This is a genomic window from Phocaeicola coprocola (assembly GCF_041333015.1).
Lineage (GTDB): Bacteria > Bacteroidota > Bacteroidia > Bacteroidales > Bacteroidaceae > Phocaeicola > Phocaeicola coprocola.
Window position 1 is genome coordinate 796,246 of record NZ_JBGKGM010000001.1, and the last position, 25,097, is coordinate 821,342.

18 protein-coding genes and 2 pseudogenes are annotated in these 25,097 nt (G+C 38.1%); 10 read left to right on the forward strand and 10 right to left on the reverse strand.

Annotation, left to right across the window (positions count from 1 at the left end):
• The first annotated feature begins 92 nt into the window (after positions 1-92).
• Complete coding sequence (locus ACDG22_RS03370; protein WP_270212257.1) at positions 93-953, forward strand: transposase; 861 nt, start codon at positions 93-95, stop codon at positions 951-953.
• An 8-nt stretch (positions 954-961) separates the two neighbouring features.
• Here ACDG22_RS03370 and ACDG22_RS03375 read toward each other — a convergent pair whose 3' ends face one another.
• Entirely contained in the window at positions 962-3,250 is a 2,289-nt protein-coding gene (locus ACDG22_RS03375; protein ID WP_270245268.1) for a GH92 family glycosyl hydrolase, read from the reverse strand.
• A gap of 235 nt (positions 3,251-3,485) precedes the next feature.
• Here ACDG22_RS03375 and ACDG22_RS03380 point away from each other — a divergent pair.
• Positions 3,486-4,700, forward strand: a pseudogene (locus ACDG22_RS03380) (transposase).
• 338 nt (positions 4,701-5,038) lie between these two features.
• Here ACDG22_RS03380 and ACDG22_RS03385 read toward each other — a convergent pair.
• The 4 genes from ACDG22_RS03385 to ACDG22_RS03400 all read right to left on the reverse strand — a co-directional run bounded on the left by ACDG22_RS03385 (position 5,039) and on the right by ACDG22_RS03400 (position 12,248).
• Positions 5,039-7,645, reverse strand: coding sequence for a Kelch repeat-containing protein (locus ACDG22_RS03385; RefSeq protein ID WP_370858773.1), 2,607 nt, complete (start codon positions 7,643-7,645; stop codon positions 5,039-5,041).
• A 378-nt stretch (positions 7,646-8,023) separates the two neighbouring features.
• Complete coding sequence (locus tag ACDG22_RS03390; RefSeq protein WP_007567517.1) at positions 8,024-8,827, reverse strand: DUF3108 domain-containing protein; 804 nt, start codon at positions 8,825-8,827, stop codon at positions 8,024-8,026.
• Complete coding sequence (locus ACDG22_RS03395; RefSeq protein ID WP_270230313.1) at positions 8,824-10,746, reverse strand: Ig-like domain-containing protein; 1,923 nt, start codon at positions 10,744-10,746, stop codon at positions 8,824-8,826. The genes ACDG22_RS03390 and ACDG22_RS03395 overlap by 4 nt, the downstream gene beginning before the upstream one ends.
• Positions 10,743-12,248, reverse strand: coding sequence for a GH3 auxin-responsive promoter family protein (locus ACDG22_RS03400; RefSeq protein ID WP_007567513.1), 1,506 nt, complete (start codon positions 12,246-12,248; stop codon positions 10,743-10,745). Before ACDG22_RS03400 ends, ACDG22_RS03395 begins: the two co-directional genes overlap by 4 nt.
• A 152-nt stretch (positions 12,249-12,400) precedes the next feature.
• Here ACDG22_RS03400 and ACDG22_RS03405 point away from each other — a divergent pair, with 152 nt between their 5' ends.
• Both ACDG22_RS03405 and ACDG22_RS03410 read left to right on the forward strand, forming a co-directional pair.
• A complete protein-coding gene (locus ACDG22_RS03405; protein WP_270669069.1) occupies positions 12,401-13,414 on the forward strand; it encodes an ATP-dependent 6-phosphofructokinase in 1,014 nt (337 codons plus the stop codon).
• A 127-nt stretch (positions 13,415-13,541) separates the two neighbouring features.
• Entirely contained in the window at positions 13,542-14,528 is a 987-nt protein-coding gene (locus ACDG22_RS03410) for a DUF5106 domain-containing protein (RefSeq protein WP_270230311.1), read from the forward strand.
• Positions 14,529-14,794: 266 nt separating this feature from the next.
• Here the strand turns inward: ACDG22_RS03410 and rnc are convergent.
• The 3 genes and pseudogenes from rnc to ACDG22_RS03425 form a co-directional block, all read right to left on the reverse strand.
• Positions 14,795-15,533: pseudogene (rnc, locus tag ACDG22_RS03415) on the reverse strand (ribonuclease III); the annotation flags it as partial.
• A gap of 3 nt (positions 15,534-15,536) precedes the next feature.
• Positions 15,537-16,802, reverse strand: coding sequence for a beta-ketoacyl-ACP synthase II (fabF, locus tag ACDG22_RS03420; protein ID WP_007567508.1), 1,266 nt, complete (start codon positions 16,800-16,802; stop codon positions 15,537-15,539).
• A gap of 15 nt (positions 16,803-16,817) precedes the next feature.
• Positions 16,818-17,054, reverse strand: a complete 237-nt coding sequence (locus tag ACDG22_RS03425) for an acyl carrier protein (RefSeq protein WP_007567505.1) — start codon at positions 17,052-17,054, stop codon at positions 16,818-16,820.
• A 152-nt stretch (positions 17,055-17,206) separates the two neighbouring features.
• Between ACDG22_RS03425 and purN the strand changes: the two genes are divergently transcribed.
• A complete protein-coding gene (gene purN / locus ACDG22_RS03430; protein ID WP_007567032.1) occupies positions 17,207-17,776 on the forward strand; it encodes a phosphoribosylglycinamide formyltransferase in 570 nt (189 codons plus the stop codon).
• Here purN and pdxB read toward each other — a convergent pair.
• A complete protein-coding gene (gene pdxB, locus ACDG22_RS03435) occupies positions 17,762-18,772 on the reverse strand; it encodes a 4-phosphoerythronate dehydrogenase PdxB (RefSeq protein WP_270230310.1) in 1,011 nt (336 codons plus the stop codon). The two genes, purN and pdxB, sit on opposite strands and share 15 nt — an antisense overlap.
• Before the next feature lie 151 nt (positions 18,773-18,923).
• Here pdxB and ACDG22_RS03440 point away from each other — a divergent pair, with 151 nt between their 5' ends.
• The 5 genes from ACDG22_RS03440 to ACDG22_RS03460 are packed head-to-tail and all read left to right on the forward strand — an operon-like array spanning position 18,924 to position 23,808.
• Entirely contained in the window at positions 18,924-19,640 is a 717-nt protein-coding gene (locus tag ACDG22_RS03440; protein ID WP_040311845.1) for a glycosyltransferase family 2 protein, read from the forward strand.
• An 11-nt stretch (positions 19,641-19,651) separates the two neighbouring features.
• Complete coding sequence (locus ACDG22_RS03445) at positions 19,652-21,118, forward strand: glycosyltransferase (RefSeq protein WP_083779547.1); 1,467 nt, start codon at positions 19,652-19,654, stop codon at positions 21,116-21,118.
• Positions 21,115-21,960: an alpha-1,2-fucosyltransferase gene (locus ACDG22_RS03450; RefSeq protein WP_007567024.1), complete on the forward strand. Its 846-nt coding sequence runs from the start codon at positions 21,115-21,117 to the stop codon at positions 21,958-21,960. Before ACDG22_RS03445 ends, ACDG22_RS03450 begins: the two co-directional genes overlap by 4 nt.
• Positions 21,961-21,966: 6 nt before the next feature.
• A complete protein-coding gene (locus tag ACDG22_RS03455; protein ID WP_185150260.1) occupies positions 21,967-22,878 on the forward strand; it encodes a glycosyltransferase family 2 protein in 912 nt (303 codons plus the stop codon).
• Positions 22,879-22,887: 9 nt separating this feature from the next.
• Positions 22,888-23,808 (forward strand): glycosyltransferase family 8 protein, encoded by a 921-nt coding sequence (locus tag ACDG22_RS03460; RefSeq protein ID WP_270230309.1) that lies wholly within the window; start codon positions 22,888-22,890, stop codon positions 23,806-23,808.
• Positions 23,809-23,849: 41 nt separating this feature from the next.
• Here ACDG22_RS03460 and ACDG22_RS03465 read toward each other — a convergent pair whose 3' ends face one another.
• Positions 23,850-25,091 (reverse strand): glycosyltransferase family 4 protein, encoded by a 1,242-nt coding sequence (locus ACDG22_RS03465; RefSeq protein WP_333492523.1) that lies wholly within the window; start codon positions 25,089-25,091, stop codon positions 23,850-23,852.
• Between the last annotated feature and the right edge of the window lie 6 nt (positions 25,092-25,097).

Below are 25,097 nucleotides of genomic sequence, written 5' to 3' on the forward strand. Positions count from 1 at the left end.
TCCTTGAAAATCAGTAAATTAGAAGAATAAAACCACTCATTTTTCTAATTATGATTCCCAAGGAGAAAAAGTTAATACTAATAGGTTTGTATATGTATATCTGTGATGTCCATAAGTCTTCTCTGCGTTTCCACTGCCAGAGATTCAGTAACAATTCCAATCCTGAGTTTACGGATGAGGAGGTTCTTACCATCTATCTGTTCTGCGGGTACTGCCAGAGATACTTCAACATCAAGGAGATACATACCTTCGCTAAGGAGTATCTGTCATCATGGTTTCCAAAATTGCCGTCTTATCAAACGTTTTGCGGACGCCTAAATATGCTTTCAGAAACATTTAAGGTGCTGGTGGAAACCATGATACAATCATTCAAGCCCAAGGATTGCGACTCCATTATATCCATTGTCGATTCTATGCCGATAGTGACCTGTAAAGGGAAAAACCGAGAGGGGAAAGTAGCTACGGAGATAACATCAAAAGGGTATTGCTCCACTAAGAACATGTACTACTATGGCATGAAACTGCATATGGTAGGACAGCGTAGGGAGGGAACCTTTCCTTTTCCGGAAATGATAACTCTGACACCGGCTTCGGACAACGACCTGACCGTATTCAAAAGCGAATGCGTGCCATACCTATCCGGAAAGACGGTGCTTGCGGACAAGACTTACAGCGATTTCTCTTTCTTTAATGAGAGTAATCCGGTTAAAGTGCTTACTCCGCATAAAGAGATTAAAGGGGAACCGGAAGTTCTCAAACAGAGGGAGAAAGCTGCAAGAGACCTTTTCTCGCAAGCCGTTTCTAAAGTCAGACAACCTATCGAATCCTTTTTCAACTGGCTGAATGAAAAAACAGAAATTCAAAGAGCATCTAAAGTAAGAGCTACCAAAGGGCTGTTGGTACATACCTTTGGAAAGTTGGCTATTGCTCTACTTACATTTGTTAATTTTTAATGTTTGAATCAGAAAGCCAACTGCTGATTGGCATTATTATATAATTTATCAGTTGAAGGAGGAACTGCATCAGGAGTATTACCCCATGTTTTATTCGGCTTATTTCCCATTACTAAAATTAGTTTGCCACCGTTCTTTATATCATCATGACTGAACCAAGGCTTGTTCCATTTTTGACCATTCAGATTAGCAGATTGGATATACTTATTCTCTTCCGATACTCCTTGCGCCTCAATTTCAAATATCTTTCCATTACTAAGCTTTACTTTTGTCTTGGAAAACAGAGGACTTCCTATATTATAAGCGGGAAACCCTGGAGTTACAGGATAGAATCCCAATGAAGAAAAAACAACAAATGCTGACATGCCTCCTCCATCTTCATCTCCTGGTATTCCCATCAAGTCATTACGGAACCAAGTTTTTAATAATGTGCGAATAAGTTTTTGAGTTTTCCAAGGCTGTCCGGCGTAATTATATAAATATGGAATATGTAAACTAGGTTCATTAGCCATTGAAAACTGCCCTACATTTCCTGTATGATCTGGTAATTGTGCATAAAACTCAAATTTGCTTTTTCCTAATGGTTCAAGGAACATCTGATCTAGGTTGGAAATAAATTTTTCTTTTCCTCCCATTAAAGAAATTAAATCTTCAATATTATGAGGTACATCCCAGCGATATATCCATCCATTGTTCTCTCCATAGTAATTGCGTGCTCCTTGCCCTCCAGAATAACGATAATCAAATGGGGTTATCCATTTCCCCTTTTGATCTTTGGGATGGAAAAAGCCTGTCTGGCTATTATATACGTTACGGTAATTGTAAGCACATTTTGAGTAATAGTCAGCTTCTTTATTTTTACCTAAAATACGAGCAATTTGAGATAAACACCATTGGTCGTAAGCTGTTCCTAACGTAACTGCTATGGCTTGACGTTTTTCGAATGGATGTACATTTTTATCTATTTCTTGTTCTCCTTCTTGTAAAGCTGGTATGTATCCATTAATTTTATAAAATTCATCAATCCAACCGGCTTTAGCATCAGACCATGGAGCTAAAGTTTTTTCTTCTATGCCTTTACGACATGCTTCATAAGCTTTTTCTAGATTAAAATTCAGACCTTTAGTTGCAGCATCTGCAATTGTTGCAACAGCATGGTTGGAATTCATACGGCGGGAATCACCTGTGATTTCAGGGAAGGTGGGCATCCACATATTTCCCATTTGTTCAGCCATACGTAAATATGAATCAATTATATTAGTTTCAGTTTTTTCGTCAATTAACAATCGTAGTGGATGTGCAGCCCTGTAAGTATCCCAGATCCAATCGTCCGTATAGAATGGTTTACCTTTATCTTCATGAATTTTACCATCAAATGCACTAAAATAACGTCCATCTTCACTGATGCAAACAGGACGTTCGAATACACGATAAAATGAGGTATATAGGACTCTTTTGTTTTCTTCATTGTTATCTTCAACTTGAATTGTTCTCAATGCTTTGTTCCAGATCTCCCGTCCTTTTTTTAATATTGTATTCAGATCTGCTCCTGTTAGTTCACGCTCCATATTTTTACGGGCCTGTTCTACACTTATAAAAGAAATACCATAATATAAATTAACGGTCTTAGTTCCTTTAGGGAAGTGGAGTACGGCACATGCATCATTTCCCTTGGCCTCTTTTATAAAGGAATTTATCTGCTTATTCTCTAAAATTCCTTCTTGTAGAGGAGTGATGTCAGGTTTCATATATAGGTATATGCGCGTGTTATTTTCTAGTTGTTGGTATCCACTTACTGTACCATTATCAATTTTTATTCCTCCATTTCGGGAGTTAATCATTATGTATGCAGGACGGTCTGCCTGTTGATATTCAATTTGGTAAATGGCAGATTGATGTGAAGGGGCATATTTTATATTTATTTGCTCTTCATCAAGTAAAACCTCATAATAATATGGTTTTATAATTTCATGATCATAGCTATAGTTGATGACAGGAGATAGATTGTTGTCTTGATGAGGGCTTAAGTTAAAAGCCGAGCAACCACGATGGCTTGTTACAGCTAGGGGTAATCCATGTAATTGCTGGTCTGTATAGTCACTTCTTTCCGGATATATTCGCAGCATACTATTAGGAAGGTGAATTGTTGGAAATGTTGGAACTAATAGGTGACTTATGTTACCCATATATGGATTTACATAATCAACTGGTTCTAGCTGTTTATTAATATCAGGATTCGATTTACAAGAGAGAAGCATGAAAGTTATGCTTATAATAATAGAGTAATATAATTTCATAGTTTTTTACAATACTTCGGTAAATTTTTACCGAAAGATTAAAAGTTAAACAATAGAACCGGCAAAAGCTGGTTCGGAAACACTAAAGAGGTCATTGAAATGTTGTCAAAAACGAATGGTTAAGCATGAAGAAATGTGCTGAGAAAAGAGAGCTAACCTACTGATAATAAAGGAGGAAAGTATTGCATAATTCGTTATTTCTTAGTAAATTAGAAGTCTCTGAACTCTTCTGATTATGACTAAAGAAACACTCCTTATGCAATACCAATCCGAGTGCCTGTCGGCTCTCAAATCAGTAGCGAATATACACAAACCTTTTGAAAAAGCATTCATGGACACCATGAAATTATTCATGGTCATCCCGGATCGTATAAATTTCCTTCAATTGGGCAGATATGGCTGTTTCTCAGAACAGACTTATCGTAACCTTTTTGAGCATGAAACTTTCGACTGGTTTGCGTTCAACGGATCTATCATCAGCAAGCATCTCACAGGCAAAAGAAAAGCCATTGCCATCGACCCTTCCATATTCCCAAATCAGGCAAGAAGACACCTTGGATAGGTTACTTCTGGTCCGGTTGTGCAGGAGAGTACAAGCGAGGATTGGAAATCATGGGCATCGGTATCATTGACATCGACAACCATGAATGCATGACTTTAGGTTCCATTCAGACACCGGATTGTAAGACCTTGGATAATATGGACAAGAACCTTGTTGACTGGTACAGCTGCTATCTTATCAGCAGAAAAGACAAGCTGCAAAGCATATCCAAAACGGTGGTTGCAGACGCATTCTTTTCCAAGGAAACTTTCGTAACGCCTATGTGTGAGAACGGTTTCCATGTTATCAGCCGCTTTAGGAATGATGTTGTCCTGTACTATCCGACATTGGAAAAGAAAACAGGAAAACGTGGTCATCCCAAGTGGTTTGACGGCAGGATTGACTTTGCCAATCTGGATTTGACCCGGTGCAAGGAATACGAGGTGAACAAAGGAAAGCTATACGGATTGAGGGTTTATGCTAAAGCTTTCAAAAGGTATGTTTCCTTAGCCATCTGGTATCCGATGGACGGAAGAACAGACAAGTGGCAACTTTATTTCTCTACAGACGATTCCATGGATGGACGCGAGGTGCTGGATTATTACAGAACCAGGTTCCAGTTGGAATTTCTTTAGAGATGGCAAGCAGCATGCAGGAATCACCAGCTGCCAGTCTACCGACTTCAGGAAATTGGATTTTCACTTCAATGCATCGCTTGCTGCTGTCAACTTGGCCAAAGCGGCATGTAAGAGGCTCGGAATAACCTATTCCATATCCTCCTGCAAGTCTTTCATACACAATGCTTATATGCTTGAACGATTTATTTGCGTGTTTGGGATTAGCCCAGACCCGCAAGTTATTGACAAACTTTTCAAAGAACTCATTTTATTTACTGCCAGAGCCGCTTAGGCTTGGCGAATTTTTAACGAACTATTGATCATAATATTAGTGGAATTAGTTTTATTCATTATTAGAATCTGATTAAACAAAGAAAATTCAGAAATAATTAAGTTGAATTTGTCATAGTGATTGAATATTAAAGGTTTAACAATTATATTGATTTTTAGCACAAATATAGGTTTACCCTATTAATTCACTCTTAATTTTGTCTTAATAGCAATTGTAATAGTAATAAAAATGTGAAATTTTAAAAGTTTAACAAAAGGTATGTATCCTCTAATAAAAAACCGAGGTCGTTTCAACTTCGAAACGACCTCGGTTTTTTATTAAAGAGAGAGATTGTCAAATTAACGAACAAATTCTTCATAAGAAAATTCGGGAGGTGTATTTAATATTCGCTCATAATCTGAGCAGAATTTGTCATAACACTGTTTAGATAGACCTTTATGTCCCATTTTGTATAAAAGAGTGCACTTTAAACGAATGGCATCCTCATCAATGCAGTCGATTGCTAAGATTACATCTACAATACGGAATAATAATCGTGGGTCATCTTTTATACTATCTAAAGTTGCGATTTCTAACAAAGTGTCAGTTATATTTACATAATAATCTGATTTATATTCATCAAGCCATTCAATATTGATATTAGGTAATAAACTTCCAGGACTACTCCAGGTCAATAATAACTCTAGTTTCTCTTTATCTATAGACAAATTTTCCTGTTTCCTATTTTTTAGATCTTCTAGTAAAGCAGATATATGATAATAATCACAGGTAACATTAGTTCCTAATTCTAAAAACCAATAGCCATTTTTATGTACTATTGTAATATCTCCTATTTTGCTTGCCAGCAGTCTTAATTTACGGATATTGACACTGCGATTATTAGCAGCACTTGTTTTACTCATATCAAACCAAAAAGTTTCATCTAGACGTTGCGAAGTAACTCCTTTTTCATTCTTTATAGAATTTAGAAGTAAGAATAAGAATAAATGTTTTAATGTTGGGGTAAAATCTCCTGTAATGTCTTGTCCTAAAGAATCAAAAACTTGAAAGCCTCCTACTAGAAAAATTGTAGATTTAACTTCCTTTCTATTGATTTTTTGAGTAGTAATTTCCAAAGGTATATGTTCTAATTTTTCTGCTAAAGATAAATTATTGAGGGTTTTTGTTTCTGGAAGCTTCTTTACTTGTTGCCTTTTTTTTCTCCAATGAAGCATCAATAATATTAAAATAAATATGGTTATTCCCGTCAAATACCCCCATTTATCTGATTTATTTTCAATATTAGAAGTTCTGGTTGGTATTAAAGGAGGAAATGCTAATTTGTAAATACGGCATAAAGAACTTTCATTCTTTGAAGGTTCTAATATAACAGCATAAAGTGAGGTATCATTAGGATGATAGAAAAGATCACAATATGAATAGATATCTCTGAATTTGTATAAAATAGAATCACTAACAATTTGTCTTATAGGTCTGTTTGTCTTAATTAAGAATTGGCTTAAGTAGATAGCTGTATTGTAACAATCATTTCTATATGTTAAGGCATATATGCTGTTAGTAAGAGTATCAACGATAGCAGAATTACCCATTACAAAATGTTCGTCAGTATGATTCATCTCCCATAGTTTTTTGCATGTACCAGTGTTCAAATTCAATAAATATAAATCATAAAAGTTTTGAGGAAAGTCTTCCTGTTTTCCTGAATGACTTCCATATCCACCTAGAACAAGTAGTTTATTATCAGAATATTTTCCTAAAGCTGATAAATATCGTGGAGAGATCAGTGTATCTAAATTCATTTGAGACCATTTAAAATTGTCTTTTAGATTATATTCGTAAAGTGCCCCGCTATATTGATGTCTGCCATATCCTCCATAAAGATATAGTTTATCGTGATCTTTGTCAAAAAAACGATTATGATGTTGATTGTCATCTACTGTTATTTTTTGATTGACACTCCATGAAGATGTTGTTGGATTAAACCAATTTAATTTATTATGATAAATATTGTATGAAAGGAGAGTTTTCTTTAATGGATGAAATAGCATTTGACTGGAAACTCCTAAAAAAGGAGCCCCTTTAAATGATAGGGTATCTAAAGTTTTATTATTGACATTATATGTATATAGTTTTTTATCTGAAGCTACAAAAAAATTACCTTTTATCTCATCAAATGCAAGTTGAGGATTCTTATAATCAATCTCAAAAGAAGTAACCCGTTGCCAATGGTAATGTTTATCTATTTCCCATTTCCCATTTTTTACATATGCTGGTAAGTCAGAAATACTATCATAGACAAAGTTATTAGTGGTTTTACTACTTCTGTCTAACTTCCAATAATAAAAAGTTTTTCCTTGAAGAGATTGAAGAGAAAGATTTCTTATAGACATTGGTGCTACATCTCCAGAAAAAAAACGTCCTAAATTACTGGCTCCAAAAATAATTTGAACATCATTAAAATCGCGAAAAGAATGTGATAGATATATATTTTTTCCATTGATTTTTATTTTGGCTGAGTTTGGAAAAAACTGAATCTGTATTGGCATCCATTGATCTTTTCTTATTAACATAGAATCGGCAAGATATACCATTTGAGATTTCTCATGGCTAGATCCAGAAATGATACTGATCTTAGAGTCATACAGATAAGAAACTAAATCTAAATTTTGATCATTATGTGATATAACTCTTAATATGTATCCATAAGTATATAATTCTTGACGTAATTTGATGTCAAAGTTCATTATAAAACCTTCTGCAGGGAATGATATTCCTTTTCCTGAGTTTAAGATTAAGCTTGTCCGATGATCTTGGTCTACTGTATGGGCAGCAAATGTTAATCCATAATTTTCAATTTTATGCTCAAATGTATACCCGTAAGAAGTTGCTGATAATGAAAGATATATCAGTAAAATTATAATTTGATGGAGTCGGTGAAATATCATATGATTGTGAGTTTCTATTATTAAATTATCACAAAATTATGACTTTTATCTTTTATTCCTAATAATATTATGAATTATTGTAATTGCAAAATATTTAGTAAAGGGAGCGAAGAGTAAACGCATGAATAATTTCTTTAAAACCTGTGTTGGATAAGGTTTTAAAGTAAGCTTAGCATTATTCTGAGATCATATTTATAAAGTATAGGAAAAAGAACAGCATCTTTTAGGAAATTCTTCTCGATCTTTTTTGAAAATTTGTACAGAATTTCTTGGGCTTTTCAGCATCTTTTTTTTAAAAGAAAGCTCGCCCTAAACAATGTCATCTATTTTTAAGATAACCTTGCTTAGGGCGAGTTAATATAATCTTGTGTCTGATATTTATTTTACAATGGAAGTCAACGGATGCCTATTTCCTTTTATATCGGTGAGGAATGCCTTGGCTGAACCAAAGTTCAGATACATATCCAGTCGGACTGGCAGATGGTTACGGTCGTCGGTTACATAAAAGGTGATAACCTCTTTTTCTTTGTTGTTTACATATTCTACCAGTGAGAAAACCAGGCAACGATAAGTAACTCCTTGTTCAGAGGTGAAGTTTTCTTTTCCTCTATAAATCAAAGTCTGTTTTTCTATGGCGCGACCTGTTGCCATAGAGAATAGTATTTTTACTCCCGGTTTGTAATCCGAAGGATCGTATGAACGAGCTTGCAGCAAGATACTCAGCATGTCGTAAACACACACAGGCATTTCATCATGCTTTTTATCTGTCTTACCATATAAGGTACGTTGCTGGTCGACAATGCATTTTCCATTGCGGTAGCTGAAGTTCACTTCGTCTACAGTATAGCGTTTTCCTTCTTCTGCTCCTTTACGGAAATATAAAGGCTCCAACTGTTGTGTAGTAATACATGTTAATGTATCACGCATCTTGAAGAAAAAGTCTATTTTTTTATTTGTGTACGACTGCAAGTCTGTTTTCAGGCAAGGCTGACCTTTGTGTGTCGTTTCATTGACAGTCATTTTAGCCCAACCTGCATTTATCCAGATAAATTTCCAGTTGAATTTCAGTTCGTAACTTAGTGTTTCTCCCGGTTTAATTGCATCGTTTTCAGCGCCGCATTGTGCTTTAGCTGCCGTACCTCCTATCAGGAGGCACAGGCATAAAAAGATTTTCTTTATCATGACCTTCCTAGATTTCTGGCTCGTTCCTTATTCCTGTCTTTTATCTTCTTGGTTTCGTCAGGTTTCTGTTTCTTTATTTCATCCAGTTTCTGCTTGTCGAGTGGGGTAGCATGTAGGTTCCATGTTTCCTCAAACTCAAAGTTAGCTTTCATTTCCCATACTTTGGGGAAGTAAAAAACTTCTTCTGCCTGACGTTTGTCTTCATAAAGTCCTGTATCCCACTTTCCGTTATTATTATTATCGTTAATCAGTCGGATATAGTATTTCGTACTTGGTTGCAGGAAGTAAAAGTCACATGTTTTTTTATCTGTAACTGGTTGCTGGCGTACTACGGCATCACTGCTGTTCAACAGTTGTACGATAGCGTGTGGTCCTGCACCTACGATGTTCAGGTAAAGCGTTCCGTAATCTTCAAGCGTCTTAACCTTTAGTGTGTTCTCTATTTTATCAGAAGACAGACCGTAAATACCTTTAAAACAAAGAGAATCAATAGTTAGCTTGTATTCTACTCCCGGCTGCCAGTTTGCCAGTATCTGATAACGCCGTGGAGCTACACTGTCTGCTTGAAAAATGAAAGGTATATCCTGCCATACAGAGTCTACCATTGTACTCATGTGTATGGCCGATGTATCTATACTGGCCAGAGGCTCTTCAAAGCTCAGTACAATGTTTCGGTTTAGGTCGAGCACTGAAGGTGCATCTGTATTGACAGTCAGAAATTGAGTTTCTACGGTTAGCGTATCTCCTTTCTTTTCACGTCTTTTACGCTCTTTTTCTTTTTTCTTATTCTCTTCCTCCAATAAAGCGAGTCGTCTAGCTTTTGGTATTTTGTTTATCATACGTAACGTATCAGTCTTGGGAACCAGTTTTCCAAGAGTATCTGTTGCGAGATAATCCAGCTGCAAAGTCAGGGTATCACGTTCGCACAGAGCGGTATCCTTTATCCAGTAAAGAATGCTATCGTTGCGCGGATTGGCTTCGACAATCAATTCTTTTTCATCGAAGTCTAACCCTTTTAAAGTGGGTAGTGTATCCGATTTAGCACTGAAATAGAGTGAGAACTGCGTTGTTTTGGGGCGCTCACTCTTCATTAGGTACTGGAGACTGCTTTCTTCCTTGAATGCCTGTAATATGATATTGTCTGGCAAAAAGCGAGTATAGTTGACTTGTTTTATTGTATCAATTTTTGTTGTATCTTTCTCATTCCATAATGTATCCTGGCGGACAGCACCTTCCATGCTGGGTACAATGACGGAGTCCTGAAAAGCAATTACTTCTGTTTTTGAATCGAACAGATAGTTCTGGTTTCCATCCATCAAAGCATAAATTCGATAACTGCCTGGAGCAATACCACGGATAGTGAACTGTCCGCGACTGTCAGTACGTGAGATACGATCGAATGGGAGTGTGGTGAAGGCCGAATCATTCAGGTTTTTATGCAATCCTACCTGAATTCCTTTTATAGGTTCCAGATTTTCGGCATTTAATACAGTACCCGATACTTGCATGGTATCAATTCTATCTCCGGTAGAAAAAGCATATGAGAATTGTCCCAAGGGGTTTCCTTCATTATTGTCTACAATAGCATCGCCGAAGTCGATTGTGTAGGTAGTATTTTCTTGTAAAGTATCGAAAAACTCTACAAGTACACGCTTTCCGCTAGTTTTCACTTCGGGGCTTTCTTTTTGCGGTGGAGAAATGATTACCTTCTCAGAAGCGTTTTCAAGTTTGATAAATTCATCAAATTCGATTGAAATCTTCTTACGAGTATTATTGGTTGCATTTGGCTCAGGTATAGCACGTATAAATTTAGGGGGATCTTCATCATAAGGTCCTCCATCAGGTGATCCGGTACTTGCACATGCATAGAATCCGATGATTACCAGTAATATGGCTATGTATTTAGGTATGGGCTTCATATATTAAGTTTTAGCATTTCTTCGATGTAGTCACGGTTGTTGCTCAAACGCGGTACTTTATGTTGTCCGCCCAGTTTCCCTTTTTGCTTTAACCAGTCGTGGAACAGATTAGGGCGTGCTACGATAATTTCCAGTTCCTGCAACGTAATATCTTTATGACGCTTGGCTTCATAATCAGAATTGATATCCTGCAATGCTTTATCAAGTGTATGTCTGAAGTTTTCCAGAGAGTCGGGCATAGTACTGAATTCTATCAGCCATTGATGTCGGCATTTTGCATTAGCATCCATAAATACCGGTGCAGCTGAGTATTCTAGTACTTGAGCACCTGTTGCGGCGCAGGCACGTGCCAGGCCTTTTTCTGCATTATCTACCATCAACTCTTCGCCGAAGGCGTTGATAAAATGCTTTGTACGGCCGGAAATTACAAATTTATACGGTGATTTTTGCGTAAACTTGACCGTATCTCCAATAATGTATCTCCATAGTCCGCAGGAGGTGCTGATTACCATTGCATAATTCTTGCCGATTTCTACATCTGCCAGTGGTATGATGGCTGGAGCCGGATTGTCTATTTCCTCCAATGGAATGAATTCATAAAAGACGTCGTAATCCAACATCAGCAACATGGCTGGGTCGTTCAGATCACTTTGCAGTCCGAAGAAACCTTCACTTGCATTGTATGTTTCCATATAATGCATTTTATCGCTTGTAATCAGCTGCTTGTATTGTTCTCGATATGGTGTGAAACATACTCCTCCGTGGAAAAAGACTTCCAGGTTAGGCCAGATTTCGTTCAGGTGCTTGGCACCGGTTTTTTCCAAGATACGTTTAATTACGGCAAGCATCCACGACGGAACTCCTGAAAGATTGGTTACGTTTTCGTGAATAGTTGTTTCAGCTATCCGTTCTACTTTTTCTTCAAATTCGCTTAACAATGCTATGTCTTTGCTCGGTACGCGGATGAAGTTTACTAATGGATTAATATTTTGTATCAGAATAGCCGACAAGTCACCTACCAGACTATCTTTCAGATTGTAATTAGGGCTGTGGCTTCCTCCTAAAATCAGTCCTTTGCCCGAAAAGAAATTACTTTGAGGGTTTGATCGCAGATAAAGGGCTACAGCGTCTGTTCCTCCCTTATAGTGAATATGGCGTAATCCGTCTTTGCTGACAGGGATGAATTTACTTTTATCGTTGGTTGTTCCCGATGATTTAGCATACCATACTACCTGTCCGGGCCATAAAATGTTTTTCTCTCCATGTCGCATACGGTCTACATAACCTTTTACATCATCATATTGTTGTATAGGTACACGCTGAAAATCAGTGTATGTACGTATGTTGGCATAATTATATTTCTTTCCCCATTCCGTAGCGGCGGCGGTTTGTATAAGTTTTCGGAACACATGTTCCTGGATAGCTTCTGTCTCCTTCGCGTACCGGTCTATTTCCTTTTGTCGCGAAACAAATAGCTTTCCGATTAACTTTGTTGAAACCATTTATTTATATTTTTCTTTTTCTTATCTATATCTTTATCTTTATCTGCAAAGTTAGGCTATTTCTCTTTCAAATAGAGATTTTTCCTTTCAGAAATCACAAATCTACACTTTTTTCTTATAACTTTACCACAAGTAGTGAAAATTTAAAGGTTATGAGAATAGGAATCTTAACATCGGGAGGCGACTGCCCTGGTATAAATGCAACTATCAGAGGAGTTTGCAAAACGGCAATCAGCCATTATGGGATGGAAGTTTACGGAATACGCAGTGGATTTCGTGGTTTGCTGGATAACGATATTATTCCATTGGATGAGAACTCTCTGACTGGACTGCTGAGCATGGGCGGAACCATATTGGGAACATCGCGTGAGAAGCCTTTTAAGAATAGAGCAAATGTACCTGTTTCGGAAGATAAGCCAGCCATGATGTTGAAAACAATTCGTGAGCGCAAGCTGGATTGTGTTGTGTGTATTGGTGGAAACGGTACACAAAAGACTGCAGCCAAATTGGCTGCAACTGGAGTAAATGTCGTGACTGTACCTAAAACGATTGATAATGATGTGTGGGGGACCGATATCTCTTTTGGCTTTGATTCTGCTGTAAGCATTGCTACTGAAGCAATAGACCGATTACATTCCACTGCTAGTGCACATCAGCGTGTGATGGTTATTGAAGTCATGGGACACAAAGCGGGATGGATAGCACTTTACTCAGGTATGGCAGGTGGAGGAGATATTATTCTGTTGCCGGAGATTCCTTTCGATATACATCGTATCGGTGATACTATTATTAACCGCCTGAAGAAGGGTAAGCCTTATTCCATCGTAGTAGTTGCAGAAGGTATTCCTACACTGGGAGGCAAGAAAGCTGCACAGTATATTGCAGAGGAAATAGAATATGAAACAGGCTTTGAAACCCGTGAAACGGTGTTGGGATATATACAGCGTGGGGGAGGCCCTACAGCTTTCGACCGTAATTTAGCTACTCGTATGGGAGGACATGCTACAGAGCTGATTGCAAGTGGACAATTTGGTCGAATGGTTTCTTTGAGAGGTTCAGAAATAACTTCTGTACCTTTAGGTGAGGTAGCTGGAAAATTGAAATTAGTAACAGAGGAACACGATTTGGTTATTCAAGGACGAAGAATGGGAATCTGTTTTGGATAGGGAGTAAATGGCTTATATATTTTCTCCGTAATAATGGTGGAGATGTCATTTGTGTTATAAATTTCCCTTATTTAGGATACAGATATTTTTAATAAATGAATTTGTCCCACAAGAAATAATGGAAAGTATGAAGGAAATAATTCATAATAAGAAATGGGGTAAGTTTAATTGTTTTGGGATATATGCTTGGTTAATATTGGGAATCACTTCTTGTTATCATAAAGTGCAAGAAGAGAAGAATTCTGTTAATAAAGAAATAGTACAACAGCAAGAAAAGATAAGATCATTTTTCCCTTTTCCTGAAATACCTGCAATGCTTACACAGCCAGAAGAGCGTAAAGCTTATCTGATAGCGCATTATTGGGATAATTTTAATTTTGCAGATACGGCGTTAGTAAATAATCGGAATATAACAGAACAGGGTATAGTTGATTTTTTAGCTATATTGGCAGATGGGACATTAGCTGAGAGGCAGCAAGTAGAATGTATAGATAACTTTTGTGGTGGTTTAGAACAGCAGGCTTATGCACAAAAAATATTTCTACAGATGATGGAAGATTATTTGTATAATCCAAACTCTCCTTATTATAATGAAGGTCTATATGTTCTGTTTTTGAAACGTATGTTAGAAAGTAAATATGTAGATGACTTAAAAAAGAGTTCGTTACTATTTACTCTACAGTTGATAAATCAGAATTCTCCTGGTCAGAGGGCTATGAATTTTATATATTATCTTCCGGATGGCAGTAGGCATACATTATATCAGACAAGGGTTAATAAGAATCGGCTTTTATTAGTTTTTTATGATCCAGAATGTCCAAGTTGCCATGATGTCATGATGGAAATGCTACATGATAAATTGCTTCAGCAAGAGGTTGATGCTGGAAATCTTACTGTTCTAGCTATATATACAGAAGGAAATTTAGATGTATGGAAGACAACTATAAGTGAATTGCCCAAGGAGTGGATTGTTGGAACTGACCGTGAAGAAATTAAGCAACGTTGCTTGTATGATTTAAAAGCAATGCCATCACTTTACCTACTTGATGGAGATAAAAAAGTAATTCTTAAAGACGTTTCTTATAGAAAAATATGTAGTGAAATATTATACTGAAAAACAAACGAGTCAGAAGTTGGAAAGTCCATTAGACTACAACTTCTGACTCGTTTGTTTTTATTTGCTTTCACGGAAAGCAACTTCCTCAGCCTCTGCAATAATACGTTCAGTATCTACGAAGTGCTCTTCTGGAATTTCCTCTTCCCGAACGCTAATACTTTCTTCGACTGCTATAGCTTCTTCGTGTATAGCTGTTGTATTTTCCGATTCGGCAGTTTCTGCTGCTTTTTCTCTTTCTGCTTTAGCTGCAAAAATGGCGTCAATAAATTGTGGGTCGCCTTTTATTTTAGTCAGAGTTGCATGTGCAGCTTCTTGCTGGGATTCTTTTTTAGAATATCCTTTGCCTGTACCTGCCGGAATATTTTCTACGGTAATTTGCGTTTCAAAAATCGGATTCTGATCGCTGTCGAGTGATTGTTCTATCAGGTTAAACTCTACACAGAACTTGTTTTTCTGACTCCATTCTATCAGTTTCGACTTGAAGTTGACTTCCTTGCGTGATATTTTTTCTAAGTTCAGGTATTGGTTGATGATACGTTCTTCCATGAACTTCTTGCATGCACGATATCCACGGTCCAGATAAATAGCTCCGATAAGTGCTTCGAAAGCGTTTCCACACATATAACTGTTATGTGAAGACTGGCGTGTAGTGTATTTTATCAGTTTATCCAGTCCTATTTCTACGGCTACACGGTTCAAGGTTTCGCGTTGTACGATCTTGGAACGTGTATTCGTAAGGAAACCTTCTCGTTTACCTTCGAATTTTTTATATACGATATCGGCAACTATGGCATCCAGAATGGCATCACCCAGAAATTCAAGTCGTTCGTTGTTCAGTAATCGTCCTTTACCGGCTTTTATTGAAGACGATTTATGCAACAAGGCCTGTTGGTAGATTTCTATATTTCTCGGATAAAATCCGAGCATTTTGTAAAAACAAAGATAAGGCTCCTTATCCTTGCGGAAAAGAAGTCTTATCTTATCAGTTATATTGCTAAACACAGTTTATTCAGTGTATTTTTTTACGATTACACATGCATTGTGTCCACCAAAACCGAATGTGTTGCTCAATGCAGCACGAACAGTACGATGTTGTGCCTTATTGAATGTGAAGTTCAGGTTATAGTCGATTTGTTCGTCGTTATCACCTTCTTCGTGGTTGATTGTTGGAGGAACAATGTCATTTTTCACAGACAGTACGCTGGCAATAGCTTCTACAGCTCCGGCAGCTCCCAGTAAGTGACCTGTCATTGATTTAGTAGAACTGATATTCAGCTTATAAGCATGCTCTCCGAACAGAGCCTGAATAGCTTTTACTTCTGAAATATCTCCTACTGGTGTAGAAGTACCGTGTACGTTGATATAGTCGATATCTTCCGGTTGCATACCTGCATCTTCCAGAGCGTTTGTCATAACCAGTTTCGCACCCAGACCTTCCGGATGAGAGGCTGTTATATGATAAGCGTCGGCAGAAGCACCTGTTCCGGCCAGTTCGGCATAAATCTTCGCGCCACGTGCTTTAGCGTGCTCCAGTTCTTCCAGAATCAGACATCCGGCTCCTTCTCCCATTACGAAACCGTCGCGGCTTGCGCTGAACGGACGTGAAGCATGAGTCGGGTCGTCATTACGTGTAGACAATGCATTCATAGAATTAAAACCTCCTACTCCAGCCGGATAGATTGTTGCTTCAGCACCTCCTGCAACGATCATGTTAGCTTTACCCAAACGAATCAGGTTGAAAGCTTCACCGATAGCATTTGATGATGATGCACACGCAGAAGTAGTAGTGAAGTTAGGTCCATGGAAGCCATAAATCATAGAAATATGACCAGATGCTATGTCTGCAATCATTTTCGGGATGAAGAACGGACTGAAGCGCGGACCGATAGTATCTTTAGTCTGTGCATAATTCAGAACTTCTTCTTCGAAAGTATGAAGTCCTCCGATACCTACTCCGAAAATAACTCCGATTTTATTCAAATCTTCTTTTTCGACATCAATTCCGGAATCAGCTACAGCTTCCTTTGCAGCAGTGATGGCATATTGTGTATACAAGTCCATCTTACGAGCTTCCTTGCGATCGATAAAATCGTTCACATTGAAGTTCTTTACTTCGCAAGCAAACTGAGTCTTGAACTTAGATGCATCGAAATGAGTAATAGGCCCTGCTCCGCTTACTCCATTGATAAGGTTGTTCCAGAAATCAGGAACAGTATTACCTATCGGTGTGAGCGCACCAAGACCTGTTACCACTACTCTCTTTAATTCCATAAAAGTAGAATTAAATTATTTTGCGTTAGCTTCGATGTAAGAGATAGCGTCGCCTACAGTCTGGATCTTTTCTGCCTGATCGTCAGGAATAGAGATACCGAATTCTTTTTCGAATTCCATGATCAATTCTACTGTATCCAAAGAGTCAGCACCCAGGTCGTTAGTGAAGCTAGCTGCTGGAGTAACTTCTGATTCTTCTACGCCCAATTTATCAACGATAATTTTCTGTACTTTTGATGCGATTTCAGACATAATTTTCTTGTTTTAAATTTATAAATAGAATAATTTTAATTATTTTTCGGTGCAAAGGAATAAATATTTCTCGTTCTATACAAATATTCAGCCAAATAAATGCAATTTCTTTGCACAATTTTATATATTATGTGCACAAAAAAGGTGAATCAATGAAAAAAATTGCCATTTTAGCTTCGGGTGAAGGAACAAATGCCGAACGCATTATCCGTTATTTCAGTGGTCATGCTACGGTGGAAGTAGCAGTTGTGATAGCCTCACGTCCTACCGCCCGTGTTGTTGAGCGTGCTCATATCCTGAATGTTCCATGCGAGATCATAATTCCACAGGATTTTGCTGCGGGTAAGGGACTTGAGGTTTTGAAAAGCTTCAAAGTCGATTTTGTCGTACTGGCAGGTTTTTTGTCGCGTATTCCAGAAGATATATTGCATGATTATGCACATAAAATAGTAAATATACACCCTTCGTTACTTCCTAAATTTGGAGGAAAAGGAATGTATGGTATGCACGTTCATGAAGCAGTTCTGGCGTCGGGTGAACATGAAAGTGGTATTACTATTCAGTATATTAATGAACATTACGATCAGGGAGATATTATTTTTCAGGCGAAATGTCCCGTTTTATCCGATGATACCGTCGAAACCCTTGCTCAGCGCGTGCATGCACTGGAATACACATACTATCCACAAGTGATAGAACGTTTGCTTTCATTCCCGTCGTAAATGGTATTCACTACGCAACTGTTCGAATGTTTCCGGGTGTGCACGCAAGACTTCACAGTCCAGATGCGGATTGTACATCTGTAACTGGCGGACGTTTTCGTCGCTGTCGTAAGGTACATGCGGTTGTTCGGGAGGAACAATAGAGAATTTCATTTCTTTTCCGAAGAAACGACAAAATGATTCCAGTATCATTCGGGTAGCATTTGCTTTTCCGTCGGCAGAATATCCGGCTATGTGTGGAGTGCCGATAAATACTTTATTTAACAGCTCAAGGTTAATATTCGGTTCATTTTCCCACACATCGATTATAGCTCCAGATATTTTCCCGGTAGCTAAAGCATTCAGAATTGCCTCAGTTTCTATAACTTCTCCGCGTGACGTATTAATTATGTACGGTTTCTTTTCCAGCTGGTTGAAAAAAGATTCATTTCCCAGGTGATAAGTCTGATATTTCCCACTTCTTTCCAGTGGCGTATGAAAAGTTATGATATCGCATTCGCATGCCAGTGTATGCAAATCGGCAAATCCTTTTTCTCCATGATCGGCCCGAGGAGGGTCATTCAGGAGCACGCGCATTCCTAAACGCTCTGCCAGTTGCTGGATGCGGCTGCCTACATGTCCTACTCCGACAATGCCTAGACAAGCATCTTTCAGTGTGATGCTCTTTTCCTGCTCTAACAGTAATAATGATGAATGCAGATACTGTTCAACTGCACCGGCGTTACATCCCGGACAGTTGCTCCATGTAATACCTGCTTCGTGACAATAAACTGTGTCGATATGATCGAATCCGATGGTGGCCGTTCCAATAAACTTTACCTTACTGCCTGCCAGCAAGGTACGGTCGCAGCGAGTACGTGTACGGGTAATCAGTGCATCAGCATCTTTTACGACTTCCGGAGTAATTTCTTTTCCCGGCAAATAAACCACTTCATCGGCGAGCGCTTCGATAGCTTCCTTTATATAAGGTATTTTATTGTCAACGATAACTTTCATACTTGCTTTTTCTAAAGTCGTGCAAAGGTAGTATTTTTTACATTTATAATTGGATGAAATGAAATCTTTGTGTAGATTTGAAAAATGTTGGTATTTTGTCTACCTAGTGTTGGTAATTTATCTACCTTTGTACTTTAATAATGATGTTCATATGAAATGTTTGCATATCATAACTCCAGTAAAAGATTCGATAGATTTTACTCTCGAAACAGTGCGTGCCATTTTAGCTTCCGACATTAAAGTTCCTTTTACTTATACAGTGTACAATGACTTCAGTACAGAAGAGAACACCAAACGTCTGGAGGAAGCTTCCAAAGAATTGAATTTTCGTCTGGTCAATTTATCCGACATTACAACTCATCCTTCTCCAAACTATCTGCTGGTACTTCAACGCTCTCAGCAAGAGGCTATTGCCGACGATGCAGGTCTGCTTATTGTAGAGTCGGATGTTGTAGTAAAGAAGAACACCTTACAGGAATTGTACGACGGAGCAGCAGCACGTAGAGGATGTGCCATTGCGGCAGCTGTAACTGTAGACGAGAATGGAGTTATCAACTATCCATATTTGCATGCCAAAGGTAATGAAGGCAAGGTATATCCGGAAAAGAAACATTGCAGTTTCTGTTGCTCACTGCTTACCCCGGAGTTTCTCCGTGCTTTCGATTTCCGTCAGCTCGACCCGACAAAAAACTGGTTTGATGTAACCATTTCACACGAAGCCCTGAAACAAGGTTTTCAGAACTATCTGTTTACCACTCTTCCTGTTTGGCATCGTCCGCATGGAAGCCGTCCGTGGAAACAACTGAAATATAAGAATCCCTTGAAATACTATTGGTTGAAATATACGAAAGGACTCGATAAAATTTAATGATTGCAGATATGGATAAATCCCCTTTGGTTTCGGTTGTAGTACCCGTATATAATATGGAGGCTTTTCTGCCGGAAACACTCGACTCTATACTGGCTTCCGATTATCCGAACTTCGAAGTAGTGGTGGTAGACGACGGCTCGAAAGATGCTTCGTATCGTATCGCATGTGACTATGCAAAGAAAGATCAGCGTGTACGCGCTTATACCCAACCTAACGGGGGAGCTTGTGCAGCCCGAAATCAGGCTGTTCGGCTGGCGAAAGGGGAGTTTATACTGCCTTTTGATGCCGACGACAAGATGAGTGAAACCTTTGTGTCTGATGCAGTACATGTGATATTGTCTGACATGAAAATAAAAGCTGTATGTCCTCGTGCTGAATATTTCGGTAACCGTAAAGGTGAATGGAAATTACCTCCTTTTTCGCGTAAGTTGCTGGCCCGGAAGAATATGATACCTATTTGTGCTTTGTATCGGAAATCAGATTGGGAACGGGTAGGCGGCTATGATAAGCATATTGTTGCAAGAGAGGATTGGGCCTTTTGGATTGCTATGTTAAAAGATGGTGGAAAGGTTGTAGCCTTGTCTCGGGTGTCAGTGTATTATCGGGTACGAACTGGTTCTAAACGTGTGTCCGATCGTAGTTTAAAGAGAAAATTGATAGACGCTTTAAATGCGCGTCATCCGGAGTTTTTTGAACGTGAGTTAGGAGGACCGCTTCACTATTGCCGTTCGTGGTCGGTACTGCTGAACCGTATCTATCGTTTGTTTCATCCACGGAAAGTATATGTGGCATCTGATTTCCGTACATTGACGAGTTATGTAAAAGCCCTGCCTGCTTTGTTTAAATACGATAGTGGAACGGTGATTTATAAAGGACGCAACGAACTGCGTGAAATGGACTGGTACGGAACGAAAGTCGTAATCAAGTCCTTCCGTGTTCCTAACCTGATTAACCGCATCGCATACGGAGTGTTCCGTTCGTCGAAAGCACAACGTTCGTTCGAGTATGCCGAAATGCTCCGTCGGGAAGGAATCGGAAGTCCTGCTCCAGTAGCCTATTATACCGAGCGTAACGGACTGCTTTTCACACGCAGCTATTATATCAGTCTGAAGTCGGAATGCCCATATTCGTATGTCAATCTGATGCGAGGTGATTTCCCCGGTCAAGAAGAAATTTTGCGTGCCATTGCCCGTACAACGGCTGCACTCCATGAAAAAGGATATCTGCATAAAGACTATTCGCGAGGGAATATCCTGTTCCGGCATACAGACAAAGGTGTAGAGGTAGAAATAATAGACCTGAACCGTATCCGTTTCCGCACGGTCAATATGGAAGAAGGTTGCCGTAACTTTGAACGCCTTCCGGGAACGCCGGAAATGTTTGCCATTCTTGCCGATGAATACGCCAAGGCAAGAGGTTTCGATGCCAACGAATGTTTGAAACTGATTTTGAAGTATAACAACGCCCACATATGAGACTAATAAAAATGACAGGTGGCTTAGGCAACCAGATGTTTATATATGCCTTCTATCTGAAGATGAAGAAACTTTTTCCTCATACAAAGATAGACTTATCGGATATGATGCATTACCATGTACATCACGGATATGAAATGAACCGGGTATTTGCTTTGCCCCATACCGAGTTTTGTATAAATCGTACACTTAAGAAACTTATGGAATTCTTACTGTGTAAGGTCGTTTATGAGCGAAAACAGAAAAACGGCTCCATGGAAGCTTTTGAGAAAAAATATGCTTGGCCGTTGATCTATTTCAAAGGATTTTATCAGTCGGAGCGTTTCTTTGCTGACATCGAAGATGATGTTAGAAAGACTTTCTGTTTTAATATGGAATTGATAAATATCCGGAGTCGTGAAATGATGAAAGTAATAGATGCCGATGAGCATGCTGTATCAATACACATTCGTCGCGGTGATTATTTACTTCCGAAATTCTGGGCAAATGCCGGATGTGTCTGTCAGTTGCCCTATTATAAAAATGCCATAGCCGAATTGAAAAAGCATGACTCAACTCCTTCTTTTTATGTTTTTTCTGATGATATAGAATGGGTGAAACAGAATTTATCTTTATCTAATGCCCATTACATAGATTGGAATCAAGGAAATGACAGTTGGCAGGATATGATGCTGATGAGTCATTGTCGAAACCATATTATCTGTAATAGTACTTTCAGTTGGTGGGGAGCATGGTTAAATCCGAGAAAGAATAAAACTGTTATTGTTCCTTCTCGCTGGTTTATGAAAGAAGAAACTCCTTATATTTATCCAGCAAGATGGATAAAAGTACCTATAAACTAAATTGCCATGAGTATCATTTTTTCGTTAATAAAGAAAGTAACCTATGCTTTGTGCGAAAGTTTGTTCTGCTGGCGCCGGCCTTCTCATCCAATTCTTTATATGACATTGTTGGTGAAGAACGAGGAAGAATTACTGGAACAAAACCTGATATTCCATAAGCAGATGGGGGTAGATGGATTTATTGTAACTGATAATAACTCAACCGACCATACTCCAGACATTCTTCGTAAATATAAAGAATTGGGATGGATAAAAGAAATTATTCAGGAGCCGGCAACCGACTATCGCCAGAAAAAATGGGTGGATCGTATGGTTTGGTGTGCTAAAACTGTTTTTCATGCCGACTGGGTTATCAATGCCGATGCTGACGAGTTTTGGTATGCTCCTTCGGGTAATTTGAAAAGTGGACTGAAACATGTTTCTGATAATGTGATAAAGTGCGCCATACGGAATATGTATCCTGAGGAAGGTAAGTCGTTTCGTGAATGGAAATATGTTGTAGACCCTGTAACAGATACGGATAAGTATGATCTTTCCCCTTATTCACTTTTTGGCAGACAAATACCTAAGGTAATGCACCGTACCCGTGGATACATCCGGATTTCGATGGGAAATCATAAGGTAGCCATGTTCCCCAAGCGTTCCGGCAAAAGTGATATCCGTATTTATCATTATAATATCCGAGGCCGTCAGCAGTTTCTGGAGAAAATGATTAATGGCGGAAAGCAGTTGGAGCAGAATCCCAGTAAACATGGTGGACGTCACTGGCGCTATTTTTATGGCTTGTATAAAGAAGGAAAACTGAATGAGGAATACGACCGTGTGATAGGAAGCCGTGTCTTCGACCGTTTGCAGGCAGACGGATATATACACGAAGACCATACAATGGCAGATTTTTTCAAGAACCTGAATAAATAATTGGAAGATATGAAGCATATAGTATTTACCATTGATCATAAGTTTGTACGTTTTTGTGCTGTAACAATGGTTTCTATCTTAAAAAATGATACACCTTCGGATATTACAGTGCATGTAGTTGCCAATGGACTGTCGGAAGCAGACCGTACGGTTTTGTCGGACTTGGCGATAACGTATGGAGCTTCCATTGCTTTTTATGAAGTTCCTCAGGAAAAATTGGAAGGATATGCTATACGCTGGGAAGGACAAAGGTTGCCTATGGTTGTATTTTATCGTTGTCTTTTGGCTTCTTTACTTCCTGATTCAGTGAAGAAGGCTCTTTATCTGGATAGTGATATTTTGGTTTTGAAACCGTTAGATGATTTTTGGAATACAAATCTGGAAGGTAAAGCATTGGCTGGTGTTCCAGACGATTTTACCGTTAATCCGGTGCATTGTAATCGTTTGGGGTACGATCTTTCATATAATTATTTTAATGGAGGAGTATTATTATTGAATTTGGATTATTGGCGGAAGCATAATATCGAGCAGCAATGTAAGACTTATTATAAAGATAATCCGGAGCGTGTGTTATATAACGATCAGGATTTATTAAACGGCTTGTTACATGAGCATAGAGTATTGGTCGATATGAAGTGGAATGTGCAAGAAGGTGCTTATCGTGTTCCAAAAGGTAAAACAGCCGATTGGTGTCCACCGTATATAGATACTATTTTACATCCTGCAATATTGCATTATTCTTCGCGTAAGCCTTGGCAATATCATTGTATGCATCCATTAAGACATTTGTATTTTGAGTATCAAGATTTGACACCTTGGAAAGGAGAAAATGTTTTAAATAATTGGAAACCTCGTTTGCATCGTTTTATACATTTTCTTCCCTATACATTGGGGCTGAAACGAAGTAAGTATTTAAATCTATTTTATTAATATTTATGAGGGTATGTCAGTTTTGACACACCCTCATAAATTTATTGACCGATATTCTCGATTTGGGCAATTAATCTTTGCATAATAATATCCCAATTATAATTTTCTTGTATATATAAAGCTCCTCTTTCTCCCATTTCTTTTCTAAGAATATCTGAAGTGTCAAGTTGGTAAAGTTGTTTTATGAAGTCATTTTTGCCTTTATAAATAGCAATAGCTTGATTACTATTTTTGAAATGCTCTCTCATGACATTACATTGATAATTTACCAACATAACTTTCTTTTGACTAAGTGCTTCCAAAAGTATTAATGATAAGCTCTCATATTTGGAAGGGTTTACAATAATTTTGGCATGATTAATGATGGCAGTTTTTTCTTCTTCTTCTACAAAACCAGTATAAATTATGTCTGGATGTTCTATTTTATCCATAAAAATACCGCCAACCAATACTAATTTAAGATTAGATTCTTTATGCTTTTGTTTATATGTCAGAAAATAATCAAAAATGTGATCTAGCTTGCTATTCTCCACTCTCCCTACATATAATAAGTATTCTTGTGGTAACTGGTATTTTACTGTAGTTTCTTTCCATTCTGCTGGTGGAAATATGTTGAATCCAACACTAACAACTCCATGGGGGGACATGTGCTTGCCAAAAATTCTTTCTGCAAGTTGTTGTTCTGCTTGTGTATTAAAAGCAATATATCCAGCTTGTGTAAAGATTTCAGTCATTCCTGGATAGAATGAACTTTTTTGGTAGTGCATTGTTGGTATTAATAAAGCCTTTTCTTTAACTCGTGTAACGGTATAGTAAACTTCTGGATAATCTATTGTTATAGGTATAAAGACATCATAATCTTCTTTATGTTTTCGTATAAAAGTGAATAATTCGGAAGAGTAAAAACAATTTTTCCGATAGAGATAAATACTCCCTTTTTTCCCACATTTCCATATAGGAATGCAGTTCGCTATATATTGTAGCAGATGCATTTTGTATAAAAAGAATCGGATTGAACGTATGTACCGAGTAGCCCACACATTGGGGCGATGTCCCTTTCGCTTATAAGAATCCGTTTTAAATCTACGTACCAATACGCCATTGATAACTTCCTCTCCTTCTTTGAATATATTTTCTTGATTGCTATAGCCTTTTAGGTTAGTTGTTAGTACCTCTACCTGATATTTGTCAACCAATCTTTCTGCTAACATTTTACAATGTAATTCTGCACCTCCATTGATTTCTTGTCCGTATCTTATAACGATAAATGCAATTTTTTTCATCTGAAT

Bases quoted from the DNA above. Each gene is read 5' to 3' on its own strand.
- ACDG22_RS03395 (WP_270230313.1), bottom strand. From the start codon at position 10,746: ATGAAGCCCATACCTAAATACATAGCCATATTACTGGTAATCATCGGA.
- ACDG22_RS03460 (WP_270230309.1), top strand. From the start codon at position 22,888: ATGAAGCATATAGTATTTACCATTGATCATAAGTTTGTACGTTTTTGT.
- ACDG22_RS03400 (WP_007567513.1), bottom strand. From the start codon at position 12,248: ATGGTTTCAACAAAGTTAATCGGAAAGCTATTTGTTTCGCGACAAAAG.
- ACDG22_RS03405 (WP_270669069.1), top strand. From the start codon at position 12,401: ATGAGAATAGGAATCTTAACATCGGGAGGCGACTGCCCTGGTATAAAT.
- ACDG22_RS03410 (WP_270230311.1), top strand. From the start codon at position 13,542: ATGAAGGAAATAATTCATAATAAGAAATGGGGTAAGTTTAATTGTTTT.
- ACDG22_RS03450 (WP_007567024.1), top strand. From the start codon at position 21,115: ATGAGACTAATAAAAATGACAGGTGGCTTAGGCAACCAGATGTTTATA.
- ACDG22_RS03370 (WP_270212257.1), top strand. From the start codon at position 93: ATGTATATCTGTGATGTCCATAAGTCTTCTCTGCGTTTCCACTGCCAG.
- ACDG22_RS03465 (WP_333492523.1), bottom strand. From the start codon at position 25,091: ATGAAAAAAATTGCATTTATCGTTATAAGATACGGACAAGAAATCAAT.
- ACDG22_RS03385 (WP_370858773.1), bottom strand. From the start codon at position 7,645: ATGATATTTCACCGACTCCATCAAATTATAATTTTACTGATATATCTT.
- pdxB (WP_270230310.1), bottom strand. From the start codon at position 18,772: ATGAAAGTTATCGTTGACAATAAAATACCTTATATAAAGGAAGCTATC.
- ACDG22_RS03375 (WP_270245268.1), bottom strand. From the start codon at position 3,250: ATGAAATTATATTACTCTATTATTATAAGCATAACTTTCATGCTTCTC.
- ACDG22_RS03440 (WP_040311845.1), top strand. From the start codon at position 18,924: ATGAAATGTTTGCATATCATAACTCCAGTAAAAGATTCGATAGATTTT.
- ACDG22_RS03455 (WP_185150260.1), top strand. From the start codon at position 21,967: ATGAGTATCATTTTTTCGTTAATAAAGAAAGTAACCTATGCTTTGTGC.
- fabF (WP_007567508.1), bottom strand. From the start codon at position 16,802: ATGGAATTAAAGAGAGTAGTGGTAACAGGTCTTGGTGCGCTCACACCG.
- purN (WP_007567032.1), top strand. From the start codon at position 17,207: ATGAAAAAAATTGCCATTTTAGCTTCGGGTGAAGGAACAAATGCCGAA.
- ACDG22_RS03445 (WP_083779547.1), top strand. From the start codon at position 19,652: ATGGATAAATCCCCTTTGGTTTCGGTTGTAGTACCCGTATATAATATG.
- ACDG22_RS03390 (WP_007567517.1), bottom strand. From the start codon at position 8,827: ATGATAAAGAAAATCTTTTTATGCCTGTGCCTCCTGATAGGAGGTACG.
- ACDG22_RS03425 (WP_007567505.1), bottom strand. From the start codon at position 17,054: ATGTCTGAAATCGCATCAAAAGTACAGAAAATTATCGTTGATAAATTG.